This window comes from Streptomyces sp. 3211.6 (assembly GCF_003634815.1).
In the GTDB taxonomy this organism is placed as follows: domain Bacteria; phylum Actinomycetota; class Actinomycetes; order Streptomycetales; family Streptomycetaceae; genus Streptomyces; species Streptomyces katrae_A.
Genome location: NZ_RBXC01000001.1, coordinates 6,719,590 through 6,741,943, shown reverse-complemented (window position 1 = coordinate 6,741,943; position 22,354 = coordinate 6,719,590). Strand labels below are relative to the sequence as shown.

The 22,354-nt window shown below is 70.7% G+C and carries 21 protein-coding genes; 11 read left to right on the top strand and 10 right to left on the bottom strand.

All coding sequences use genetic code 11. The annotated features are described in order from the left end of the window. Positions 1 to 226 precede the first annotated feature (226 nt). Positions 227 to 1,843 (top strand): serine/threonine-protein kinase, encoded by a 1,617-nt coding sequence (locus BX286_RS30980; RefSeq protein ID WP_121016973.1) that lies wholly within the window; start codon positions 227 to 229, stop codon positions 1,841 to 1,843. A 24-nt stretch (positions 1,844 to 1,867) separates the two neighbouring features. Here BX286_RS30980 and BX286_RS30975 read toward each other — a convergent pair whose 3' ends face one another. Then, positions 1,868 to 5,218 (bottom strand): CHAT domain-containing protein, encoded by a 3,351-nt coding sequence (locus tag BX286_RS30975; protein ID WP_121016971.1) that lies wholly within the window; start codon positions 5,216 to 5,218, stop codon positions 1,868 to 1,870. A gap of 25 nt (positions 5,219 to 5,243) precedes the next feature. After that, the gene (locus tag BX286_RS30970) at positions 5,244 to 5,732 is read right to left on the bottom strand and encodes a hypothetical protein (protein WP_121016970.1); all 489 of its coding nucleotides are present in this window, start codon (positions 5,730 to 5,732) and stop codon (positions 5,244 to 5,246) included. Positions 5,733 to 6,631: 899 nt separating this feature from the next. Between BX286_RS30970 and BX286_RS30965 the strand changes: the two genes are divergently transcribed. After that, positions 6,632 to 7,186, top strand: a complete 555-nt coding sequence (locus BX286_RS30965; RefSeq protein WP_121016968.1) for a hypothetical protein — start codon at positions 6,632 to 6,634, stop codon at positions 7,184 to 7,186. Here the strand turns inward: BX286_RS30965 and BX286_RS36165 are convergent. Next, a complete protein-coding gene (locus BX286_RS36165) occupies positions 7,142 to 7,900 on the bottom strand; it encodes a hypothetical protein (protein WP_148710303.1) in 759 nt (252 codons plus the stop codon). The genes BX286_RS30965 and BX286_RS36165 overlap by 45 nt on opposite strands. 567 nt (positions 7,901 to 8,467) lie before the next feature. On the opposite strand from BX286_RS36165, the gene BX286_RS30960 reads away from it, so the two are divergent. Together BX286_RS30960 and BX286_RS36160 are read left to right on the top strand one after the other, a co-directional pair. Next, the gene (locus tag BX286_RS30960) at positions 8,468 to 8,680 is read left to right on the top strand and encodes a hypothetical protein (protein WP_121016967.1); all 213 of its coding nucleotides are present in this window, start codon (positions 8,468 to 8,470) and stop codon (positions 8,678 to 8,680) included. Positions 8,681 to 9,179: 499 nt separating this feature from the next. Beyond that, complete coding sequence (locus tag BX286_RS36160) at positions 9,180 to 9,914, top strand: hypothetical protein (RefSeq protein WP_148710302.1); 735 nt, start codon at positions 9,180 to 9,182, stop codon at positions 9,912 to 9,914. A 496-nt stretch (positions 9,915 to 10,410) separates the two neighbouring features. Here the strand turns inward: BX286_RS36160 and BX286_RS30950 are convergent, their stop codons facing one another. The 4 genes from BX286_RS30950 to BX286_RS30930 form a co-directional block, all read right to left on the bottom strand. Then, positions 10,411 to 10,791 carry a hypothetical protein gene (locus BX286_RS30950; RefSeq protein WP_079430792.1) on the bottom strand — a complete coding sequence of 127 codons (381 nt, stop codon included), beginning with the start codon at positions 10,789 to 10,791 and terminating at the stop codon, positions 10,411 to 10,413. A gap of 259 nt (positions 10,792 to 11,050) precedes the next feature. Further along, on the bottom strand, positions 11,051 to 11,614 hold the full coding sequence (locus BX286_RS30945) for a DUF6233 domain-containing protein (protein ID WP_221265244.1): 564 nt from the start codon (positions 11,612 to 11,614) through the stop codon (positions 11,051 to 11,053). A 443-nt stretch (positions 11,615 to 12,057) separates the two neighbouring features. Further along, a complete protein-coding gene (locus BX286_RS30935; RefSeq protein WP_123995211.1) occupies positions 12,058 to 12,675 on the bottom strand; it encodes an RNA polymerase sigma factor in 618 nt (205 codons plus the stop codon). Between the two features lie 68 nt (positions 12,676 to 12,743). Next, positions 12,744 to 12,977 carry a hypothetical protein gene (locus BX286_RS30930; protein ID WP_121016963.1) on the bottom strand — a complete coding sequence of 78 codons (234 nt, stop codon included), beginning with the start codon at positions 12,975 to 12,977 and terminating at the stop codon, positions 12,744 to 12,746. A 1,194-nt stretch (positions 12,978 to 14,171) separates the two neighbouring features. Between BX286_RS30930 and BX286_RS30925 the strand changes: the two genes are divergently transcribed. Beyond that, positions 14,172 to 15,110, top strand: a complete 939-nt coding sequence (locus BX286_RS30925; RefSeq protein ID WP_261993556.1) for a D-alanyl-D-alanine carboxypeptidase family protein — start codon at positions 14,172 to 14,174, stop codon at positions 15,108 to 15,110. Positions 15,111 to 15,148: 38 nt separating this feature from the next. On the opposite strand, the gene BX286_RS30920 is transcribed toward BX286_RS30925, so the two are convergent. Then, positions 15,149 to 15,841, bottom strand: a complete 693-nt coding sequence (locus BX286_RS30920; protein WP_079430775.1) for an RraA family protein — start codon at positions 15,839 to 15,841, stop codon at positions 15,149 to 15,151. An 82-nt stretch (positions 15,842 to 15,923) separates the two neighbouring features. Here BX286_RS30920 and cutA point away from each other — a divergent pair, with 82 nt between their 5' ends. After that, positions 15,924 to 16,253: a divalent-cation tolerance protein CutA gene (gene cutA, locus BX286_RS30915; RefSeq protein WP_237293173.1), complete on the top strand. Its 330-nt coding sequence runs from the start codon at positions 15,924 to 15,926 to the stop codon at positions 16,251 to 16,253. A 78-nt stretch (positions 16,254 to 16,331) separates the two neighbouring features. Here cutA and BX286_RS30910 read toward each other — a convergent pair whose 3' ends face one another. Beyond that, positions 16,332 to 17,111, bottom strand: a complete 780-nt coding sequence (locus tag BX286_RS30910; RefSeq protein ID WP_079430774.1) for a DUF72 domain-containing protein — start codon at positions 17,109 to 17,111, stop codon at positions 16,332 to 16,334. 19 nt (positions 17,112 to 17,130) lie between these two features. Beyond that, on the bottom strand, positions 17,131 to 17,871 hold the full coding sequence (locus tag BX286_RS30905) for a PP2C family serine/threonine-protein phosphatase (protein ID WP_079430773.1): 741 nt from the start codon (positions 17,869 to 17,871) through the stop codon (positions 17,131 to 17,133). A gap of 211 nt (positions 17,872 to 18,082) precedes the next feature. Between BX286_RS30905 and BX286_RS30900 the strand changes: the two genes are divergently transcribed. The 5 genes from BX286_RS30900 to BX286_RS30880 are packed head-to-tail and all read left to right on the top strand — an operon-like array spanning position 18,083 to position 22,343. Beyond that, a complete protein-coding gene (locus BX286_RS30900) occupies positions 18,083 to 19,627 on the top strand; it encodes a sensor histidine kinase KdpD (RefSeq protein WP_121016962.1) in 1,545 nt (514 codons plus the stop codon). Positions 19,628 to 19,644: 17 nt separating this feature from the next. Beyond that, a complete protein-coding gene (locus BX286_RS30895) occupies positions 19,645 to 20,034 on the top strand; it encodes a roadblock/LC7 domain-containing protein (RefSeq protein WP_185117225.1) in 390 nt (129 codons plus the stop codon). Then, positions 20,031 to 20,390, top strand: coding sequence for a DUF742 domain-containing protein (locus BX286_RS30890; protein ID WP_079430770.1), 360 nt, complete (start codon positions 20,031 to 20,033; stop codon positions 20,388 to 20,390). Before BX286_RS30895 ends, BX286_RS30890 begins: the two co-directional genes overlap by 4 nt. Continuing rightward, positions 20,371 to 20,991: an ATP/GTP-binding protein gene (locus tag BX286_RS30885; RefSeq protein ID WP_079430769.1), complete on the top strand. Its 621-nt coding sequence runs from the start codon at positions 20,371 to 20,373 to the stop codon at positions 20,989 to 20,991. The genes BX286_RS30890 and BX286_RS30885 overlap by 20 nt, the downstream gene beginning before the upstream one ends. After that, the gene (locus BX286_RS30880) at positions 20,988 to 22,343 is read left to right on the top strand and encodes a cytochrome P450 (RefSeq protein WP_079430768.1); all 1,356 of its coding nucleotides are present in this window, start codon (positions 20,988 to 20,990) and stop codon (positions 22,341 to 22,343) included. Before BX286_RS30885 ends, BX286_RS30880 begins: the two co-directional genes overlap by 4 nt. Positions 22,344 to 22,354: the final 11 nt, after the last annotated feature.

Here is a 22,354-nt window from a genome sequence, read left to right as displayed (position 1 = left end):
CGGCGCAGTCCGTTCATGGCCACTACCGGTATGACGCACGAGCGCTGCGGAAACGCTTGTGGCCAACTTTCCGCCCGGCGGGAGTATCCGGTATGCGGGCAGGCCCGTTGGGCGAACCCCGGACTCCGCGGCGGGCGATCCGTGCAGGAGGCCCGATCGTCTTGTCCGGGGCCAGTCGGGCGCGGAGACTCGGTCCCTGACGGATCGTCCGCTGTAGGGGGACAGGATGAAACAGTTAGAAGGCGCCGACCCGGTGGCGGTCGGCAAGTACCGGACCATCGCGGAACTTGGCCGGGGTGGGATGGGCCGAGTCCTGCTGAGCAGCGCCCCGGACGGCCGGTTGGTCGCACTGAAGCAGGTGCGCTCGCAGTTCGTCGAGGACGACGGGTTCCGGGCCCGGTTCCGCCGGGAGGTGGAAGCCTCCCGCAAGGTCTCCGGAGCGTATACGTCCGCGATCATCGACGCGGACGCCGATGCCCCCGAACCATGGCTGACTTCGGAGTTCGTCCCCGGACCGTCGCTCCAGCACGCCGTGGCGACCGTCGGGGCGCTGCCCGAGGAGTCGGTACTGCGCATGACCGCGGGCCTGGCCTCGGCCCTGAGCGACATCCACCGGGTCGGCCTGGTGCACCGGGACCTCAAACCGTCCAACGTGCTCCTCACCGACGACGGGCCCCGCGTGATCGACTTCGGCATCGCCCGGGCCGCCGACAGCGAGGAGGGCAGCGAGCTGACGACCACGGGCTGGCTGGTCGGCTCACCCGGGTTCATGTCCCCGGAGCAGGCCCAGGGCGCGCCGCTCGACTCGGCCAGTGACATCTTCTCCCTCGGGACGGTGCTGGTCATGGCGTGCACCGGCGCGTGCCCGTTCACCGGGCCCTCCCTGCCGCAGACCCTGTACAACGTCGTGCACACCGAACCCGACCTCAGCGGGCTGCCGGCGAGGATCCGCCCGATTGTGGCCCGCTGCCTCGCCAAGGACCCCGCCGCCCGGCCCAGCGCGGCCCAACTGCGAGAGTCCCTCGGGAGCCTGGCGCCCTCGCCGCGTCCCTGGCCGCAGGAGATTCACGAGTTGATCGCGGAGCAGCAGGCCGAGATCGAGCGGCTCCGGGTCGAGCTGGGGAAGCGGCCTGCCGTCCCGGAGTCCGTGGCGCCGGTCCTCGACAAGCCCGCACCGCCGTACCCAGCGCCCCCGCCCGCTTCGGCCCGGCGCGGCTTCGCCGTCGGCGCGGGCATCGCCGCCGGCCTCGCGATCGCCGCGACCGTGCTCGCCCTGGTGCCCGGCCGCGACGGAGGCACCGGCACCGTCGCCGTCCCCGAGGCGACCGTGACGGCGTCCGGACAGCCGGCCGGAGACCCGACCGCTCTGGGGTCCGCGCAGCCGACCCGCGACCCCGGCACCGAGGCACCCCGCACGCCGACCGTGGAGCCGACCCCGCCCGCGCCCGAGCCCTCAGCGGCACCAGAACCCTCGGAGCAGGCTCCGACGACGGTCACCACACGGTCGAGCACGCGGCCCGCCTCGATCGTGAGCTGCTTCGGGGACTACCTGGAGGAACCCGAATCGGTCCTGCTCCACTGCGGAGACGGGAACGGCATGCTCAGGGGCCTGACCTGGTCGGACTGGGGTCTGTCCACCGCCCACGCCAGCGAGCAGGAGTGGATGGTGATCTGCCGCCCCAACTGCGCGAATGGCAGCGAGGTCCACTACCCGGCCACCGTGACCCTCACGGGTCTGGTCGGCGGGCGTTACACGACGATGCAGATCAGAACCCCGCAATCGCCCTACGGCCCCGTCTCCCGCTACAGGCTCGACTCGAACGGGCCGACGCAGACGGACTGACGGGGCCCGGAGCCGGGCGGGCGCTCACACTCCCCATGCGGTGAACGCGGCCCAGTGGACCGGCGAGGCGAAGGGACGCTCGCCGGTCATCGCCCGGGAGGTGTATCGCTCGGTCAGGGCCGCCACGTGGGGCCTGGAGGCGGTATACCGGGCGAGCTCCTCCCAGGTGAGCCGGCGCAACCAGATGCGGGCCCGGCGCAGGGCGGCCACCGGGGGCAGCCCGCCGGACCCGTGAGCGGGAGCGAGCAGCTCGTAGAACCGCGCCATCAGCACCGCGGTCGCCATGTCGTCCACCAGCCACAGCCCGGCCACCGCGCACGCCGCCCCGGCCTGGAGGAATCCCGCCGCGAGCCCGCGGAACTCGTCCGGAGCCCGGACGACCTCGTAGTGGCCGGACTGGCAGGCGCTGGCCACCGCGAGCCGGCAGGCGGGGAGCCGGTGTTGGACCAGGGTGTCCATGTCGAGGCGGCCGTCGGCCAGGGCCAGGGAGCCGCCCCGACCGTCGAACTCGCCGCTGCCGTGGCAGATGATGTGGAGGTACGAGGTGTCGGCGAGCTGGCCGAGCAGCCAGTCCACGGTGGCTTCGGGCCCCACCGCGCAGCGGGCCTCGCCGTGCGGCTCGAACAGCTCGCGGATATGGGCGAGTTCACCGCGTCCACCGGGGAGCGAACCGTCAGGGTCGGTGACCCCCACCAGGCGTGGCACCGGCTCCGGCGGCCGGGCGGCCGCGACGCGGGAGGCCGCGTACACGGCCGCGGAGGGGGAGACGATCACGGTGCCGATGTCGTCGAGCACTTCTCCCGCCCCCGGCCCGAGCGGCACGGCGTGCAGGGGGACCAGGCCCAGCAGACCGGTCGGGACGACGACGGCCTCCTGCTCCGGGTCCTCCGCGAGGACTCTCGCGACCGGGTGCAGGAGCGGTCCAAGGGCGGCGAGCCGGTCCAGGGCCTGCGGGAGCAGACGCCTGCGCCGGAGCGCTCCGGCCTCCTGGGCGAGGAGCAGGCCCAGGGTGCCGTCGGCCGGGTCCAGCACCAAGAGGCCTGTGACGGTCTCGCTGCTCACCCCCGGAACGGGAACGGCCCGTACCACGGGCGACTCACCCGAGCTGCGGGGGAGCACGAGGGCGTAGCTGCCCCAGGGCGCGTTCACCAGGTAGACGAGCGGACGCCCGCCCGCCGCGCGGACGATGTCCGCCAGCCCGTCGGTGCGCAGGAAGCGCTCGAAGCCCGGGATGGCACGGATCTCCGCGATCGCCGCACGCACGCCGCGTTCGGCGGCGGCCTCCCTGCTCGCCGTGGAGCCGGCGACGGTGGGGCCGCCGGACGCCGCCGCGAACGCCTCGCCGACCGAGGACCGGTACCGGGCCTGTGCCAGCCGGTAGCGGTGGGCGGCGGCGGGGTCGATCCGTCCCAGGGCCTCCAGGTCGGCCGCCCCTCGCCCGGCCACCACCGAGAGCTCACAGGCCACTCCGCCCTCGATCGCCTCGACTGCACGCTCCGGACGCCCCGCCCGGGCCAGCAGGAAGGCGGCCCAGCGGGCGATCCGGTTCACCTGGGCGAGGACGCTCTGGCGGCCGGTCCCGGTGACCTGGGCGTCGTAGAGCGCGGTCACAGCGGTCAGCATGCCGGACGCGACATCGGCCGCCTCGCTCCAGCGTTCCGCCGAGGCGTGCGCGCTGAGGAGTTCCCGGCCGATGGTGAGGTGCAGGGATGGCGACACCGTGGCCGGTGTGGCCCCCAGGGCCGCGTGGCGCAGCCGGAGGCCGTCTGCGCTGCCCGGGCCGTCGATGTGGTCCATGGCCCGGGCCAGCAGCCAGGCGATGCGGCCCGTGTCCAGGAGGCCGGGGCGCGCGGTGGACAGGGCGAGCGCTGCCGTCGCCGCCTCCCGGGCGCCGCGCGCGTCGACGGGATCCCGGGACAGCAGCAGGTCGCCCAGATTGCACTGGATCCGGGACCACAGAGCCGGGTCGTCACCGGCGCCGAGGTGGCTCAGGGCGTCCCGGTAGCACTGCTCCGCCTCCCTGAGGTCCTCCACCCCGGCGCGCCGATACAGCAGCAGGCCGAGGTTGACCATCGAGTAGGCCCAGGCGACCCTGTCCCGCTCGGGGGCCCGCTCCTCCAGTCCCGCCCTGATGTGCTCGATGCCGAGGGTGAGGTCCTCGGGGCCCCCGCCGGGCCGCTCCGAGAGGAGCAGGCCGTAGTTGGTCTGGACCCGCGCCCAGTACTCGGGATACTCGCCCCGGTCCAGCGCGGTCGCGCGCGCCAGCAGGTCGCGGGCGGCTTCCCAGATCTCCAACCGGTCGCCGTCGTCCCGCAGGTGGTGGGCGCTGGCCAGGTTGTTCGCCACCTCCACCCACTGGAGAGTCCCCTCGCGCAGTCGGCTCAGGGCGCGTTCGAGGACCCGGACGGCCTCGGACGGATCGGCGTCGAGCCCGGCGTGCACAGCGAGCACCAGGCGTTCGCCGAGCCGCGCGGCCAGCTCGGTCTCCATGCCCTCCTCGCCCAGGCCGGCGGCGAGCTCCAGCGCCTCGCGGGCGAGCGGGATGCCTTCGGGCCCGTCGGTGTCGCGGGCCTCCAGGTACATCGCGTGCAGCCGGGTCCGCAGACCGGCGTCGAAGCGCCCCAGGGACTCGAAGTAGCGGCGCATGGCGGTGTCCGGAGTGGTCCGGCCGTCGCACAGTTCGTCCAGGAGCCGCTGCCGTATGCGCAGCACCTCTTTGAGGGGGGTCTCGGCCGCCCTGCGCAGCTCCTCGCGGCCCGCGTCGCGCACCCGGGTGCCGTCCGTCAGCTCCGGGTGCGTACGGACGAGTTCCGCGAGGGCGTCCGGCAGGCCGAGCAGCACCGCGGTCAGCAGCTCCCCGACCAGGGAGTCGGCGCGTGCCTCCCCCAGGTACTCCAGGAAGATCCGGTAGTTCGCGACCGTCGGCGCCCCCTCGGGCTCCAGCTCCCGGCATGCCGACTCGGGGTCCGCCAGGTCCCGTTCGAGGTCGCGGGCCAGGACGTGGGGGAGCAGCCTGCGCGGCAGCGGGATCGCCTCCCCGGGGAAGACGCCGCCGAGGAAGGCCCCGGCCAGCGCGGCCTCCGCCAGCAGGGGCTCCCCGGAGGGCGGCGGACCGCCCCCGAGCTCCGCGACGGAGACCGCCAGCAGCAGGGGCGCTGCCGCGCCCGGGCGCAGGACCAGCAGCGGCGCCTCGATGTGCGTCCTGGTCCCGCAGACGGGGCAGTCCACCCAGGAGACACCCGGGACGCCGGGGACGGGTGCCGCCAGCACGTCGGCCCGCTCCCGCGCGTCGATGACGCGCCAGACAGGAGCCCCCCGCTCCTGGACACATTGCTCGCAGTGCCACGCGTAGGGCGCCCTCACCGAGACCGTCATCGCGAACCCCCTCCCGGTCCGCCGGCTACTTGCCGCTGGTGATCTGCGAGAGCAGGGCCGTCAGGACCCGGCCGAGGGAGGAGTCCCGCAGGGCCCGCTTGTGGATGGTCAGGCTCCACCTCCCGCGCGGATCCCGCTTCAGGACCACCTCGGTCTGCAGGAGCGTGACGGCGAGCGCCGCGACCGGCAGCGTGACGGGGTCGAGCCGTTCCATGGGCGAGCATGCGTAGGCGACGGCCTCGCCGACCGTGTCCGCCAGGTCCTCGCGCAGCGCCGCCGCATACTCCAGTAAGCGGCGCGCCAACTCACCGTCGGAAAACTCAGGTTGGTCCGCCCCCACGTACCGCTCCAGCTCCACGGCGGCCACCTCCGCCCGCAGCTCATCGCCGCCCTCGGACAGCTGCCGCGCGGCGGGGAGCAGCCCGCGCTCCTCCGCCAGCGCCGTGAGCGCGCGGACGGCCTCGTCGTCGGCGAGGGTGCGGATGCCCTGTTCCAGATCACCTTGATTCAACATGCTCGCAATTCTGTCTCTCGCTGCGCATGTTCGTGCCTGAATAAGGGAGTTGGGCGTGTGACGGGCGCCGATCGCGGTCAGGCGACATCGGGGTCGGAGAACGTCACTGGCACGCCACGGTCACCCCCGCCACAACCTCGCCGAGCCCGGGCGCGATGACGAGGATGGCGTCCCAGCCGTCCTGTGAGCCGTCACCCTGCGCTCGAGGCGTGCGGGAAGGTCTCTCCTGGCAGTCGGCCAGTTCCGGCAGCGGAACAGGGTCTGGGGGGCGAAGGGGCGAAGTGCCGTACGGCTTCCCGGGTCGTCTGCCTCAGGGCATCGGGGTCGGGGCGCTGAAGCCGACCGAGACCGCCGACGAGGTCCGTGCAGTTCGTCGGCGCAGGTGAGGCGCAGAGTCAGGCGACACCCGAGGAGCAGCAGCCCTTTACGACCGACTCGCCCGTGACTGCCAGGACTTCTTCGGCTCCTACGACGTCCGGACACTGGACTCCAGAAAGCCGTGACAAGCAGTTTCCACAGTCAGCACTTCCACCAACTAGAGCCCCGATGACCAGACTCCCGACGAGGTGGGGCCAGATTTCGGCCCATAACGACTTGAAAACGCCCAGGACGACGATACCGTCGACGGCTCCCACGGCGAGCCGGTTGTCCCGGCGCATACGTCAGGACGACTGGCACTTCGCCTTGCGGGCTGCCACCCGTTCCCTCCCCTTGTCCCTGACCGTCAGTGTGGGTGAGGAACGCCGCAGGCGTAAAAGCGCCTGTTGGGTCATGGCTCGTTCTCTCAGCAGGGCCCCGAGGCAGCGACGTGCCCGCGTACGCCCTGTGCATGCCCCTGTCCCACTGCATAGCTTGCGATGTTGGTCTGTCACACCCGAGCGAGCCGTAAGGGAAACAGGTTGAAGCCAGCCGCTGACGTACTGAAGGAGCTCGTCCAGCCCTCCAACATCTCCGCTCATTCCAGCACCGGGCTGGTCGGCAAGGTCGATGAAGCCGCTGCCGAGGACGACAAGGCCCGCGAGGAGGAGGAGCTCGACGAGCTCCGGCGCAAGTCGGGCCTGCGCCCCATACCCGCGAAGGAGCTGGACCGGACCGTCCAGCTCACGCCCTGGGATGTCTTGCACACCCTCGGCCAAGCCATCGCCCTGTCCCGGCGAGGAGCCGGCCGCGGGCTCGCGGAACGCTGGGGATGCCTGAAGTACAGCCAGGCTCTGACCTGCGTCGCCGAGTCCTTCATGACGCCCTCGGCAGAGGGCCGGGAGACCGCGGACTACTACAAGGCGATCCAGTCCGGCGAACTCGGCACCGGCTTCGCCCTGCCTCTCGCCCGACCATCCAACGCCGCCCGTGTGAGTGGGAGCGGAAGGGCTCCGATCCGTAACAGTGCTGGAGCTTATGAGGCCCGGCTGTCAGTCGTCCTGTCGCTCCTCGTGCCCGGCGAGCTGCACTCGTAGCCGTTCCGCCTCGGCCTCGGCCCGGCGCAGTCGGCGCTCCAAGACAGCGCGAGTCGGCGGCGGAGTTTCGGGCTTCGGCGCCTCATTCCGGGGAATGAGCCAGCCCACGCGCTGATACGCGACAATCGCGCGAGCGTGGGGACACGTATGGCAAGACCGTTCCGGCCTCGGACGCGGCCAGCCTGCCTCCAGCATCCGGCGGGTGTGCTCACATTGGTGTTCAGATTGAAGCATCGGGTCTGAATCCCAGACCTGCTCGAATTCCTCGATCATCTGTTTCACCCTCGTGGCCTCGGCCAAGCGAGGCCCATCATCGGGTTTCCAGTCGAGGGCTGGCGCTACGACCTCTTCGACGTGTCCGCAGGCCAGCGTCACCATCCAGAAGGCCGACGTGTGTGCTTCATCGTGGCGCATCACGGCCCACACGTCGTCATCAGCCCATTCGGGTGGCTCCACCGGGTCCGCAGGAAAGCTCACCTCTCGCCGGTCTCCCCACTCAACGATGTCGCGGTAGGGGGCATCAGAGGAATCATCGTGCCGGCAGTACACCTGTCCCGGCGGCAATGCTTCACCATCCCCGAGGCCACGCCACTGCCTCTCGCTCGGCGGGGTGCAGTCGTCCGGTGTCAGCAGCTCCTTGATGCATGCGCAATCCAGCTGAACCCGCCATCGGTAGTAACGGTCCGGGTCCGGCGCGAAGAACGGCCACAGCACCGGAGTCGTACTCGCGCAGGACGGCCGTGCGCGGCTTTGCCCGGCCGGGAAGCCGACGCGCCACAGCTGGTGGGCGCACAGCTGCGGCAGGATCGTCCACGTTCGAGTCCTCTCCCCCAGCGAAACACTCCTGCCGACGCTAAGGGCTGTCCCGTAATCCCCGGTGGATCAGCGCACGGCGTCAGATGCGGTGCATCGCAAGGCGGAGGGGCGCCCGCATACTGGGCGTATTCGGGCGTCCCGACAACGCAGCGAGGTGCCGTAGCTGGCGTCGTGCGCCCGCCGGGGATTACGGGACAGCCCTTAGACAGTGACCAAAATTCACCCTTGAACGGCAGTCCGGCGGCCGGTAAATTCACGTAGCCGCTGGACTTCCGTCCGGTGCCGCAGGTCGATATGCAAGGGAAGACAGATGCGCAGCAGGTCCCGAGCCTGCCGCTGACTCGCGAAACGCGGGCCAGCGGGGTTCTTCATTCGCTTGGCTGCCCTACCAGGGCACCGTCCGAGGAGACGTATGCCCTCAGGCGGAAACCAGGTGACCCCGCTCGCGCATCCGAGGAGTACACCTTGCTGGACCGTTTGATCGACCTCCTGTCTCAGACCCGGACCCTCCACGCCCTGCTTGACTTCTGCACCATCGTGGTCCGCCTGCTGCCCGCGCTGGTTGTGATCGTGGCGCTCATCCCCTCGTTCGTCATATTCGCATTCATCTCGGCCAGCGCACGCAGGTCAGTCCTCGACATCGTGGACCGCCTCACGAACTGGACCCTCGCCCGCTAGCTTCGATATTTCGTGACGGTCCGTCGGATTCCTCGGCGGGCCGTTTCGCTTGTTCGGGCTCGGGATGGTCAGGCTGATGGCCCGACTGTTGCGTCCGGTGGACGCCGGGTTCCACGGCTCCGGTCGGGTGGTGCAGGCCGGTGGCGCGGGCGGCACGGATGCCTCCTCGGTCGTCGCGCGCCGATAGGGATGCCGGTGGTGTTGGCGGCGAACGCGGTGAGCCGACGGCCGTCGAGGGCCCTTCAGCTCGTCGAGGGTTACGTAGGGCAAAGCCGCTCCTCTCCTGTCGTGCGCCCATCAAGTCGACTGTCACTGCGGAGAGTTGGCCGTCCACTAGGCTGTCGGCCCATCAGGCCACGTAGGGGGTGGCCTGTTCAGTGGTGCAGGAGGAAGACTCAGAATGACCACAGCATCCGGGAGTCCGAACGCCGGAACTCCGCCAGCACCTCCACCAGGACCTCCACCAGGACCTTCGGGCGGGAAGTCGGCCTGGAGGCGGATGCGTGACTGGTTTGGGGGCTTGAGTGAGGTCGGGAAGGTTGGCGTCGTTGTGGCGTTAATTCCGGCAGTTGGCGCCCTGATTGGCGTCATCATCACCTCAGTAACGACCATCGCCACCTCTGACGGCGGGAAGTCAGAGGGTGACGGGAATGGCACACCTTCAGCGTCACAATCACGTGCTCCATCCGGCGACAGTGGCGCCGGGGTTGAGGCCAAGCCGTCTGGCGCGGCATTGCCTTCTCCATCCGCGTCACGGCCGAAGGCGACGTACACGGCCGTCTACACAGATCAGAAGATGCAGCTCGGACTGCCTAACTTCCCGAGTGTTGGGGTGCTTGACTTCGATGAGCCAGCCTCTCGGACGTTGTCCGAGGGCCAGTGGAAACAGCTGAAGAAGGATGCAGAGTCGCAAGGGCAGCCGCTTGAGCAGGATTTGATCTACAGCAACGACCTCTGGGGCTATCTGATGGTTCGGGAGGGGCGGAACGCGGCGCAGATCGACGAGACACCGAAGGATGCCGAAGGTTGTGCTCGTAGCGCCAACCTTGGTGGGTTCACCGAAGCGAGGATGTCGGAGTGGCCGATCAAGCTCCATCAAAAGTTCTGCTTCGCCACAGACAAGGGGAACATCGTCAGCGCCGAGATCACTCGCTTCGTTGGGGGAAATCGGAACTCAGTTACCGATCCTCCGACGCAGGTCGAGTTCACTGCGACCATGTGGCAGCGCAGTTGATCGACATCCGCTGGATGCCGCATGGTCCGCCCGTTGAGGTGTGCGGCCCGGCGTCTCATTAGGCGTTGGCCGGTTCGGTCTCAGCCTTGTAGCCGGTCGGGGTCCAGACCTTCGCATCGCTGATGCCGGTGATGGTGGCCAGATCAAAAGCGACCGCACCCGGGAAGTGCCTCCGAAAGTGGCAGGACCAAGGACTTCGAAAATCCTCATTCCTGCTAGTCAGAGGCACTTTTCGCTTGCCTCCACCGGTCGGACAGCCCGCTTCATGAAAGCGCAAGGCTAAGGGTCGTCCCGTAACTGCCAGGACCTCCGTGCTGGTCCCCGGGCGAGCCATGCCAGTGGCTGGTGACAGGCTTACGGGGTGTTGATTAAGGGATACGACGACGGCCCGTTGGGTGCCGGGGAGCCGATGCTGGCGCGCCCGGGCCCCACTTCCCCGAAGCGTTGGGAGACTGGGGCCCTGATGTGGTGTCGTACAGCTATCCTGGACAACTGCTCAGACCGCGAGCGGTAGCACGGCGCTGTTCCTGATCATGCTCGGAATCCCGCTTATGTTCCGGCGAAAGTGGACCTGTGCGTACAGCTCCTCGCCGCCCAGCTCCGTATCGAGCACCTTGCTCCCAAGCTCGAAGACGAACGTTCGTGTTTGCGTACTGCTTGTTGGCCTGTAGGTTCTTATTGGCATATTGAGGAGGCGGTCGTCATCGCCGCCGAACGGCTCGTCTTTATCGGATTCGAAGAGGGCCATGCTTTCGGCGAATCCATCCGGGAAGGCCAGGTCATCCGGGGTGAAGTTCGCCGTGTATTTAACGGTGAACAGAAAGTTACTCCCGCTCGGTTCAACGCTAATGGTGGGGTCGTTCGCAAAGTTCGCCATATTCTGCTCCTTGCGTGACCGGCTTACCTCTCGTGGCGCAGATATTTGCCAAGATCCCCTGTACTGACGGTCGCACGCAGAGTATCAACATCGCAACACGAGAGGTTGCGACGATCAGCGACACGTTTGCCCCTGACCCCCTATCAGCCGGGCGGCTGCCGCAGCCAAGGACGAGAATCCGCTCGGCGGCCGGGGCCGGGATGGAGCCGGGGTGGTGCGTGATCAGGGTGGCGGTCCGCCCCTCCGCGCCGGCCAGGACTTACGCCTCGCCGATGCTGTCGAAGCCACGGAGCAGCGGCTCCAGCTCGTGGGCGGCACCACACAGTGCGCACAGACGTGTGCCTGCCCGCTCGGCGTGATCGAGTGCCTGCCGCCAAGTTAGAGCCGGTCGGCCGGTCGGGGCATCGGGGCAGTCGACTGTGTGGATGACGGCATGGTCGGGGCCGCGACCACGCAGTGGTTCCACGACCCAGCCGGGAGGCCGCCGGGGACCCAGCTGCCGCTCTTTGGAGTCCGGCAGCGGCAGGGGGTAGACGGGGACGGCCGCGTACGCGGCCGGGTCCACGCCCTCGATAGGCCGTGCGCGGCCGGGGGCGTCCACCCACATGCGGGCGGACGCCGTACTCATGACGCCGTCCTCGTCGCAGACCCACAGGTCGAAGGAGACGAGGTAGAACCATCCGCCCGGCAACTGCCGCCGTTCCCACAGCAGCCCTGTGACCTCGCCCTGGGGGAGCAGGATCTGCACCGGGGGCGGGACGAAGTCAGCCGGGTGGTCGTTTCGCGGGGCTGGCGTCGCGGTTCCCGGGCGTGGGGCTGCCACGGGGCGCGCCTCCTTACGCGGCCGGCACCCACAGGCGGGTGCGGGCCTGGCGGCGAAGTTCCACTATGCCTGTCGGGGATGCACCGGGCGTGATCCAAAACGGGTGGCCGTAAAGACAGCGGAGGGCCTCCACGAGCTCGCGCCGCAACAAGGCGGTAGGAGCGGCCGGAGGCTGCTGCGCGAGGGCCTCGTAGGCCAGGATCACCCGGACCTGGGCCTGTACAAGATCGGATGGGAAGGTCGGTCGCGCCATACCGACATTAGGTCATCTGTTCGATTTCGTGTGCAAGTCGAGTCGACCCGTTCGCGTTGTGGCAAATCTGTGCGGGTATGGGCCCGGTGTGACTTTGTCCCCGCCGCTGGAGCCGATGCTGGCACGGTCCGTCCCTCGCTTGCCGACGCCAGCCGCCCTACCTGGGGAAGCCGCGAGAGCGCCTCGGTCCTCATCCCGTCGACCATGAACGTTGCTCTCGCCCGGCATTGGAAGCGTTCCGGTGGCCCTCGGCTGTTGTCTCCCCAGGTGGGTCGATAGAGGGGCTCCTGATGTACCTCTTCAGGGCTTGCCTTAGCTCCCGTACTGCGCGGTGTCGCTGAACATGCACCTGGGCGAGAGGAATGGCCAAAGCGGCAGAGATCTCGACATCCGTCAAACCGCTGGCTTGGAGGCTGGCGACCTTGTGTCGTTGTGTGGGCCGCATGGCCTGGAGCCCCTGCTGCAGTAGCTCTGCGGCGACATCTCCAGGGTCGGATTGTGAGTAGTCGTGGCTAAGTGCCTGGGTCACGTTGAGGCGATTGGCACGCTCTGCCAGGCGGCCGATCGCACCGTCTTCTGTCGGCGATGCCCGCTGGAGGCGGCGGCAGGTATCGATGGCTCGATTTCGCGCTGCCACGCGCAGGTAGCGGACAGGGTCTTCCATTGAGCCGATGCGGTCCCAGTCGCTGAACGCCCTGACGAACACTTCGGCGACTACGTCCTCAGCAGCGGCCTGGCCGAGCGACGGGAACTGGAGCTGGACGTAGCGGGTCAGGCGGGGATGCATCTCTTGGTAGAGCTGCTGCAAGCGCGCCTGGGAGGCTGATGCGGTGTCTTCACCGCAGCCAGCCTCCCATTCCGTGTCGCCAGTAGGCGTCACGGGCGACGCCACTCGCTGTGGGACCGGGCCTCGCCTTCTGTGATCATCACCGCTCGGTTCACGCGCCGGCAGTAGTCGATGGCCCGGTGAGCCAGGTTTACGCCAGCAGCGGCGATCACCCCAAGTTCGACCGCTTCAGCGGCCGGGTCCCAGGTGTTACTGAAGGCTTCCACCGTCTTGCAGGCGATCAGCGCGATGACGCCAGCGATGTGGTACTTGGGTAGATACATGTCGCAAATGGAACCTTTCTCATCATTTGTGTGCCTGTTGCTCTGAAGCGCAACCGTCGGTCACCCGGCGCAATGAGTCACCTTTGGTTACGAGATGCATTTCAATGGATGCGTAGAGTGGCGGTCAAGTGGGGGATCACTCATGCGAGCGATTTTGGGCATTCCGATCACGCCTACCGGCTAAGCCTGGTAGGCGTCCCCCTGCCTGAGCGGTGCACCGAAGGAGTTGGCCTGGCTGCTGGGACTTCAACCGTTTGCGCCGGGTGACCAGCAGCCAGACCGAGCAACAGACACAGAAAGGTCCGTCGGAGAGCTAACGTCCAGCGGGGCCGGATTCTTAACCACCTACCAAAAATTTCTGTATGTGCCTCTGGTCGAGAGGTTGCCAGAGCCGACTGGCAAGACAGCTGCTGACTGCAAGAGGAGGCAGGCCAGCTGAGTTGGACGCAGGGCGATCGTGCGTCCCTATCGGTGAGCTGTCGTGAGGTGGCCGGACACCCATGGGTGGCCCGTTCGCGCTGCGCGAGAGGTGGATCGACCGAGCGAGCTTGGGTCAGCAGCGACGTGCGAGAACGGCCCGAACACGAAACCGCCCATGGCTTCCCGTGGCTTAGGAACCCTGAGATCGAACTGCTGCCGAAATAGCGATCGCTTCGCCTGAACGAGGGAGACGCAGCTACCGCCGCCCCACTCTGCACCCTCGTCATCCGGTGGATGACTGCACCCGTGTCGCTGGCGAGGACGGCCGGCGCGGCCTCAACGACGTCGGGCTCCACGTGACAGAGGCCGTCACGGCGCACCGACACGCCCCCTGCGCCAGCAGCATGCGCGACCGCCGACGGGTGCGCCTGCGTGAGCAACCCAAGGGGCTGATACTGACCGTTTACTGACCAAAGCCCCGTCGCCGCGCCGCTGACCTGCGGAAACGTCCGAATGTCAGATGTAGGACCTGAACATGGTGCGAAGCATGCGAATGCTCCCGGTGTGTCTGCTCCCCGGTCTCCGGAGACTACAACGATTCGCTGCCCGGTCAGCCCTCCCCAGTTCTTCCAGGAGTTCTCCCAGGGCAGGGTCGGCCGGCTCTTGCGGCGCGCGCACGAGGCGGAGGCGCGGCACGGTGTCGGAGGGCGCGAGGGCGGGGAGACCAACACCTGTCTCCTCCGGGCTTTCTTCCCCCCTCTCATGTGAGGTCGCATGATCGCCAGTCTGATGCGGCGCGCCCAGGGCGCGCTCGCCGTCGCCCTCGCCGCCGGTGCCCTGTTCACCGCCGCAGTCCCCGCCCGTGCCGCCGCCGCGCCCGCTCTGAGCGCGGCCGGCGCGGTGCTCGTCGACGGAGCCACGGGGGCCGTGCTCACCTCCAAGGCCCCCGACACCCCACGCCAGATGGCCAGTACGACCAAGATCATGACGGCTCTCGTGGTCGCGTCCCAGCCCGGCCTGGACCTCGACCGGAGGGTCACGGTCAAGCAGGAGTACCTCGACTACGTCTACCGCAAGGGTGCGAGCTCCGCCCAGCTGAAGGCCGGGGCCACCCCGACGGTCCGTCAGCTGCTCTACGCCATGCTGCTGCCCTCGGGCTGCGACGCCGCGTACGCGCTCGCGGACACCTTCGGGGCCGGCTCGACCACCGCCGGGCGCACCGCGGACTTCATCGCGAGGATGAACGCCACGGCGAAGGCGCTGGGCCTGACCGGGACCGTCTACGACAGCTTCGACGGCATCTCCCCGACCGGCAGGAACCTCACCACCCCGCGCGACCTCGCCAAGCTCACCCGGCACGCGATGACCGTCCCGCTGCTGCAGGCGCTCGTGAAGACCGCCGCGTACAGCACCGGCGGCACGTCGTCCCTGGCCACCTGGTCCAACACCAACCTGCTGGTCCAGCCGCGGCCCGCCGGCTACGGCTACCCCGGCGCCATCGGGGTCAAGACCGGCACCACCACGGCCGCGGGCAAGTGCCTGGTCTTCTCCGTGACCCGCAACGGCAAGACCGTCATCGGCGTCCTGCTGGGCGACGAGGAGCGCTACATGGACTCCATGGCCCTCTCGGACTGGGCACTCGGCCCGGCCACCGGGTCGAGGACGGCACTGCGGCGCAGCAGCGCCGAGCCGGTCCCCGACGTCCTCGACTGACCGCGGACCCGGCGCGGGGCGGGGCGGGGCGGGGCGGGTCATTCCTCGATCGCCCCGCCGATGCGGCGCAGGTGCGCCCGGAAGGTGTAGGAGGGGTCGGCGGCGCGGCGGGTGAGGTAGTCGGCGAACGCGGTCTGTTCGCGCAGGGTCTCACCGGCCCGGATCCTGCGGGCCTGTTCGCGTTCGGTGTCGTGGATGCGGTGCGCCGTCGCCAGGACCTCCCCGGCGCGGGCGGAGGGGACGAACAGCACGCCGTCCTCGTCGCCGAAGACCAGGTCCCCGCCCCGCACCAGGTGCTCCCCGCAACGTGCGCTGGTCAGGGCTTCGGGCCCGCGCCCGTCCAGCCGTACGGGGCCGGCCGGGCAGCTGCCGTAGCTGAAGACCGGGAGGCCGATCTCTGCCAGTTCGGGGGTGTCCCGGTGCAGGCCCCACACCACCAGCCCCGAGATGCCCGCCGCCCGTGCCTCCAGGACGGCCAGGTCGCCGACGCAGGCCTCGTCGGTGCGGCCGCCGTTGTCGATCACGAGGACGTCGCCCGGCTCGGCCGCGGCGAAGGCCTCGAGGAAGACGTCCACGCTGCCGTAGTGCCGCACGGGCAGGGCGCGGCCCGCGAGGCGGCCCGCGGCCGGGACGGAGGCGATGCCGGGCGGTGCGGTGCGCAGCGGTACGCCGGTGCGGACGCAGGCGTCGGCGATCAGCGGTGTGGACAGTTCGGCGAATTCCTTCAGCACGGCGTTCTCCTGACCCTGGCTCGGACCCGCCCCGGCGGCGTGCGCCGATCCTAGGCCGCGGCGGCTGGGTAGGGTCGGGGCCGTGGAGAGCACCGGGATCGTGATCGCGCAGACCACCGTCGACGACGAGGGGCGGGCGCAGGCGCTGGCGCGGGGGGCGGTGGAGGCCCGGCTGGCGGCCTGCGCGCAGGTCGACCCGCCGTTCACCTCCGTCTACCGGTGGAGGGGGAGCGTCGAGACGGCCCGGGAGTGGCGGATCTCGTACAAGACGACCGCCGGCCGGCTGCCGGAGCTCGCCGCCTGGGTCGGGCGGGAGCATCCGTACGAGGTGCACGAGTGGATCACCCTGCCGGTGACGGGCGGGGCCGAGGCGTACCTGCGGTGGGTGGCCGAGGAGTCGGCGGCGGGTTAGCGGGCGGCGCTCCGGCGCCCACCCGGCCGGCGCACGGGGACCAGCCGGCCCGGCTGACCCCGCGCGAGCGGTGCCGCGCTACCCGGAGTCCTTAAGGGGTGGCGGGGTACGGGTGACGGTGCGGCCGTCCGCGGCGGCGGCCCGGGCGAAGCGGGAGGCGTCGGCGACGGCCGCGCCGCCCGGGTCGTTGTTGAAGTACACGTAGACGTCGTCCCGGTCGGGCCAGCCGTCGGCGATCCGCCGGGCCCAGGAGTGCAGCGCCTGCCGGCCGTAGCGGGGCGGCGGGTTCGCGGCGCCCGCGTGGAGGCGTACGTACCCCCAGGACGCGGTGCGCCACAGCGGGGTCACCGGCCGCGACCACCGGTCGGCCCAGCACAGGGCGCTGCCGTGGGCTTCGAGGACGGCCCTCAGCCGGGCTTCGGGGGCCCACCAGGACGGGTGGCGCGGTTCGACGGCCACCCGTACGGTCCCGGGGAAGCAGTCGAGGCAGGCGTCGAGCGCGGCGGGGTCGGCCCGGAGGGTCGGCGGGAGCTGGAGCAGGACGGGGCCGAGGCGGGGGCCGAGGCCGGCGGCGTGCTCCAGCAGCCGGTGCACCGGCTCCTCCGGGTCGCGCAGGCGTTTGACGTGGGTCAGGTAGCGGCTGGCCTTGACCGCCATCACGAAGTCCTCGGGGGTGCGCTCGCGCCAGGAGGCGAAGGTCCCGGTCTCCGGGAGCCGGTAGAAGGCGTTGTTGTTCTCCACGGTGGCGAAGCCCCGGGCGTACTCCTCCAGCCAGAGCCGCTGGGGCAGGCCGTCCGGATAGAGGGGGCCGCGCCAGTCCTTGTACTGCCAGCCCGAGGTTCCCACGTGCAGGGGCATGCCCGGCTCCCCTCCGGTCCTACGCTCCGACGCGGACCAGTGCGAGCGTGATGTTGTCGGGGCCGCCGGCCTCGATGGCGGCCTTCCACAGTTCGAAGGCGGCCCGGCCGTCGTCGTGGACCCGCAGGACGGCGTCGATCTCCTCGTCGGGCAGCGGGTCGGTGAGTCCGTCGCTGCACACCAGGTAGCGGTCGCCCGGGGCGAGCGCCAGGGACGTCACGTGGGGCACGGGGGTGCCGGAGGCGCGGCTGCCGCCGAGGGTCTGGGTGACGGCGGAGGTGGTGCGCCGTCCGGGTGGCGGGAGCGGGCTGTCGTCGACGCTGACCCGGCGCAGGCCGTCGGGTCCGGCGGAGTAGACCCGGCTGTCGCCCACGTTGAACACGAGCAGTGACTGGCCGAGCACGAGGACGCCGGCGACGGTGGTGGCCATGGTGAACATCTCCGGGTGGCCCTCGGCGGCCGCGTTCACCTCGTAGTCGCACACCTCCAGAGCGTGACGGAGGGGGTCCGGTCCGTTCAGGGTGGGGCCGAGGGCGGAGAGCCGGCGGGCGACGAGAGCGCTGGCCACCTCCCCGGCCGGGTGTCCGCCGAGTCCGTCCGCGACGGCGACGACCAGGGGGCGGCCGAGCGGGAAGACGAGGGTCTGGGGGCTGTCGGTCACGGTGGCGCACAGGGTCCACGGTCCGACGACGAGGCTGTCCTCGTTGTGCTCGCGGACCAGACCGGCGTGGCTGAGTGCGGTCACCGCTACGTACGGCATTCCCCCATTGTCGCGCGGAGCGCGGTGGGCGGCACCATCACCCGGCCGGTGGGTCCGGCGGCAGTGCAGCGGTGTCGTCCGACGAGTTTCGGCCAAGCCAACTCCATTGGCACGTCCACATCATGACCTCCTGTCAATACCCGTGCACGGAGCCGCTAGGATCCCGGGCTGTTGTCCAAGATCTTCCACAACCGATCGTTTGAGGGTTCTGATGGTTCGAGAGGGATCGCCCGGCAGTCCAGGGCCCGCCTCACCCGTCGCATGGGCGCTGCCCGCCCTGGTGACCGCCGCGATATCCGCGGCGGCCGCGGCACTGGTACCCGCGTCCGCCCGCGCCTCCGTCGCCTGGATCGGCGCCGCGGCCTGCGTGGCCGTCGCGCTGTCCTGCGCCGAGGCCGCCCGGCGCGGCCGGGCGGTGGCCTCGATGCGGGCCGTGGTGGCGGCGCGCGAGGAGGCCCTGGCGGTCCAGCAGGCGGAGACCGTCTGGCTGGCCGAGGTGCTGCTGCCCGACATCGTGGGGCGGCTGCGCAAGGGCGAGTTCCCCGAGGACGTGCTCACCTCCCTGGAGGACGACGACGTCCACCGGCCGGGCCTGACCCAGGAGTTCAGAGCGGCGCACCAGGCGGTGCTGCGCTCGGTGCTCGACGCCGTGGTCGCCGAGGAGGACCTGCGCGACTCCGCCCAGCGGGCCTTCGTGAACATCGCCCGCCGCGTCCAGGCGATCGTGCACCAGCAGGCCCAGGAGCTGCGCGAGATGGAGGACCGGCACGGGCAGGACCCGGCCGTCTTCGGAGACCTGCTGCGCCTCGACCACGGCACCGCGCTGATCGGCCGGCTCGCCGACTCCATCGCCGTGCTCGGCGGCGCGCGGCCCGGCCGCCAGTGGGGCAAGGCCGTCCCGCTGTACAGCGTGCTGCGCGGCGCCATGTCCCGGATCATCGACTACCAGCGCGTCGAACTGCACTCGGTGACCCAGGTGGCCGTCGTCGGGCCCGCCGTCGAGCCGCTCATCCACGCACTGGCCGAGCTGCTGGACAACGCCACCCGCTACTCCCCGCCGCAGACCCGGGTCCACCTGACCGCGGTCGAGGTGAACTCGGGCATCGCCATCGAGATCGAGGACGGCGGCCTGAGCATGAGCGAGGAGGCCCGCAAGCGGGCCGAGCGGATGCTGCGCCAGGCACAGGAGGGCATCGACCTCACCGACCTGGGCGAGACCCCGCGACTGGGCCTGGCCGTGGTCGGCCGGCTGGCGCAGGCGTACGGCTTCCGGGTCTCGCTGCGCTCCTCGGCGTACGGCGGCGTGCGCGCCGTCCTCGTCGTCCCGCAGGACCTGATCACCACCGTCTCGACGGCGACCGGCGTCGCGCACGGCATCGGTACGTCCTCCGGCCCGCGCGCGGCCCTCCCGGCGAAGGCCGGCGGGTCCGCCCCGCTGGAGCAGCAGCGCCGGATCACGGGGCCGCAGGCGCCCCCGGCGGACGACGAGGGGCCCGTCGTGACCGAGCGGACCCCGAACGGCCTGCCGCAGCGCCGGCGCAGGAGCCGGGTCTCCGCTGCGGCCGCACCGGCCGCCGCGGAGCGGACGAGCACCGCCGCCGCGGCACCGGAGCGGGCCGAGGCCCAGCCCGGGATGTGGCTCGCCGCCTTCCAGAGCGGCCTCTCCGGGGACACCCGGCCCGCCGAGAGCCACTCGGCGGACGACCAGCACACGCACACCTCGCCGGCCTCGGCGAGCAAGGGGGAACAGCCGTGAGTCAGCAGCAGAGCAACATGGACTGGATGCTCAAGGACCTGGCCGAGAGCGTCCCGCAGACCCGGCACGTGATCGTGCTGTCGGCCGACGGCCTGCGGATGGCCCAGCACGGGGCGGAGACCGACACCGCCGACCGGCTGGCCGCCGCCTGCGCCGGACTGCAGAGCCTGGCCGGCGCGGTCGCCTCCGAACTCCCGCACGGCAGCGGGCGGATGCGGCTGGTCGTCATCGAGATGGACGGCGGGTTCTTCTACCTGATGGCCGCCGGCGCCGGGGCGTACCTCGCGGTGCTGGCCGACGAGGGCGTCGACGCCGGGCTGATGGGCCAGCGGATGCGGGACCTCGTGGCGCGGATCGGAGAGCACCTCAGCAGCCCGCCGCGCAGCGACGCCAGGCTGACCGCGTGAGCGACCCCGGCAAGAGCTGGGAAGACGGCAGCCCGGAACGTCTCTACGTCATCACGGGCGGCCGCACCGAACCGCTGGGCCCCACCGGCCTCGACCTGGTGACGCTGATCGTCGCCACGGCGGGGCCCCGGCCCGGCATGCAGCCGGAACACTCGGCCATCGTGCGGTTGTGCCAGTCGCCGCTCTCGGTGGCCGAGATCTCGGCCTACCTCGGCCTGCCGGTGAGCGTGGTCACCGTGCTCCTGGCCGATCTCCTCACCGCGAAGCACGTGATCTCGCGCGCGCCCGTGGCCCCCGCCCGACTCCCCGACCTGGCATTGATTGAGGCAGTGATCGATGGACTTCGAAAGCTCTGAGCACCCCGCGGGGCCGCGGCGCGAGGACATCCTGCCGGCGACGGCGGCGGCCGCGGTCAAGGTGGTGATCGTGGGCGGCTTCGGGGTCGGCAAGACGACCCTGGTCGGCGCCGTGAGCGAGATCCGGCCACTGACCACCGAGGAGACCATGACCCAGGCCGGGGTCGGGGTCGACGACACGGCGGGGATCGAACGCAAGAGCTCGACCACCGTGGCCATGGACTTCGGCCGGATCAGCATCAACGAGGAGCTGGTGCTGTACCTGTTCGGGACCCCGGGCCAGCAGCGGTTCTGGTTCCTCTGGAACGGCCTGTTCGAGGGCGCCCTGGGTGCGGTGGTCCTCGTCGACACCCGCCGGCTGGAGGTCAGCTTCGACGTGATCGGCCGGCTGGAGGAGCGCGGGGTGCCGTTCGTCGTCGCCGTGAACAGCTTCCCCGATGCGCCCGTGTACCCCCTCGACGAGCTGCGGAGCGCCCTCGACCTGCCGCCGTCCGTCCCCCTCGTCGCCTGCGACGCCCGCCGGCGCGACTCCAGCCGCGACGTCCTGATGACGCTGATGCACTACCTGCACTCCCTCGCCGTGACCCCGGAGGCCTCGTGAGCACCCCCCAGCCCCCTTCCGCCCCGCCGCCGGGCTGCCCCGCGCACCGGCTCTACGGGCCGGAGGCGGAGGCCGACCCGATGGCCCTGTACGAGAAGCTGCGCGCCGAGCACGGGGCCGTGGCCCCGGTCCTGGTCCACGGCGACCTGCCGGCCTGGCTGGTGCTGGGGCACCGGGAGAACCTGGACGTGGCGCGCACGCCGTCCCGGTTCTCCCGGGACCCGCGACGGTGGCGGGAGCGGCAGGAGGGCAATGTTCCCCCGGACCACCCGCTCTCCCCGATGACCGCCTGGCAGCCGGTGTGCCACATGGTGGACGGCGCCGACCACGAGCGGCTGCGCGGCGCCATCACCGACTCGGTGGAGCGGTTCGACCGGCGCGGCATCCGGCGTTACGTCAAGCGCTTCGCCGACCAGCTGATCGACGCCTTCGTCGAGTCCGGGACGGGGGACCTCGTCGCGGACTTCGCGGAGCCGCTGCCCATGCTGGTGATGACGCAGCTCGTCGGCGCCCCGGAGTCCTACGGCCCGCGCCTGGTCGAGGCCGCCCGCGACGTGCTCCGCGGTACCGAGACGGCCCTCGCCAGCAACGACTTCATGACGGAGACGCTGCGGGAACTCGTGGCCCGCAAGCGCCGGCAGCCCGGCCGCGACTTCACCAGCTGGCTGTTGGAGCACCACTCGGGACTCAGTGACGACGAGACCCTGGAGCACCTCAGGCTCGTACTGATCGCGGGGTTCGAGACCACCGCCAACCTGATCACGAGCACCCTGCGCCTGGTGTTCACGGACCAGCGCTTCCGGGCGAACCTCTCGGGCGGCCACATGACCCTGCCCGACGCCCTGGAGCAGGTCCTCTGGGACGAGCCGCCGCTCAACACGGTCATCGGCCGCTGGGCCACCGGTGACACCGAGCTGGCCGGGGCCCGGATCAAGGCCGGTGACATGCTGCTGATCAGCCCGGGCGCGGGGAACCGTGACCCGGAGGTGCGCCCCGACGCCGCACAGGCCATCCACGGCAACCGTTCCCACCTGGCGTTCAGCAGCGGGCCCCACGAGTGCCCCGGCCAGGACATCGGCCGGGCGATCGCCGACACCGGCATCGACACGCTGCTGTCGCGGCTCCCCGACCTGGAGCTGGCGGTCCCCGAGGAGGAGCTGGAGTGGACGTCCTCCCTCATGCTCCGCCACGTGACGGCCCTGCCCGTACGGTTCACGCCGCGGGGCGCGACCGTGACGGGGTCCACGGCCCTGCCGCTCAGCCGGCCGGCCGTTCAGACGCGGCCGGCCGGCGCGGCCGGGCCCGAGGCCCGGCCGGCCTGGTGGCAGCGCCTGCTCGGCCGCCGGGCCTGAGGGTCCGGCCC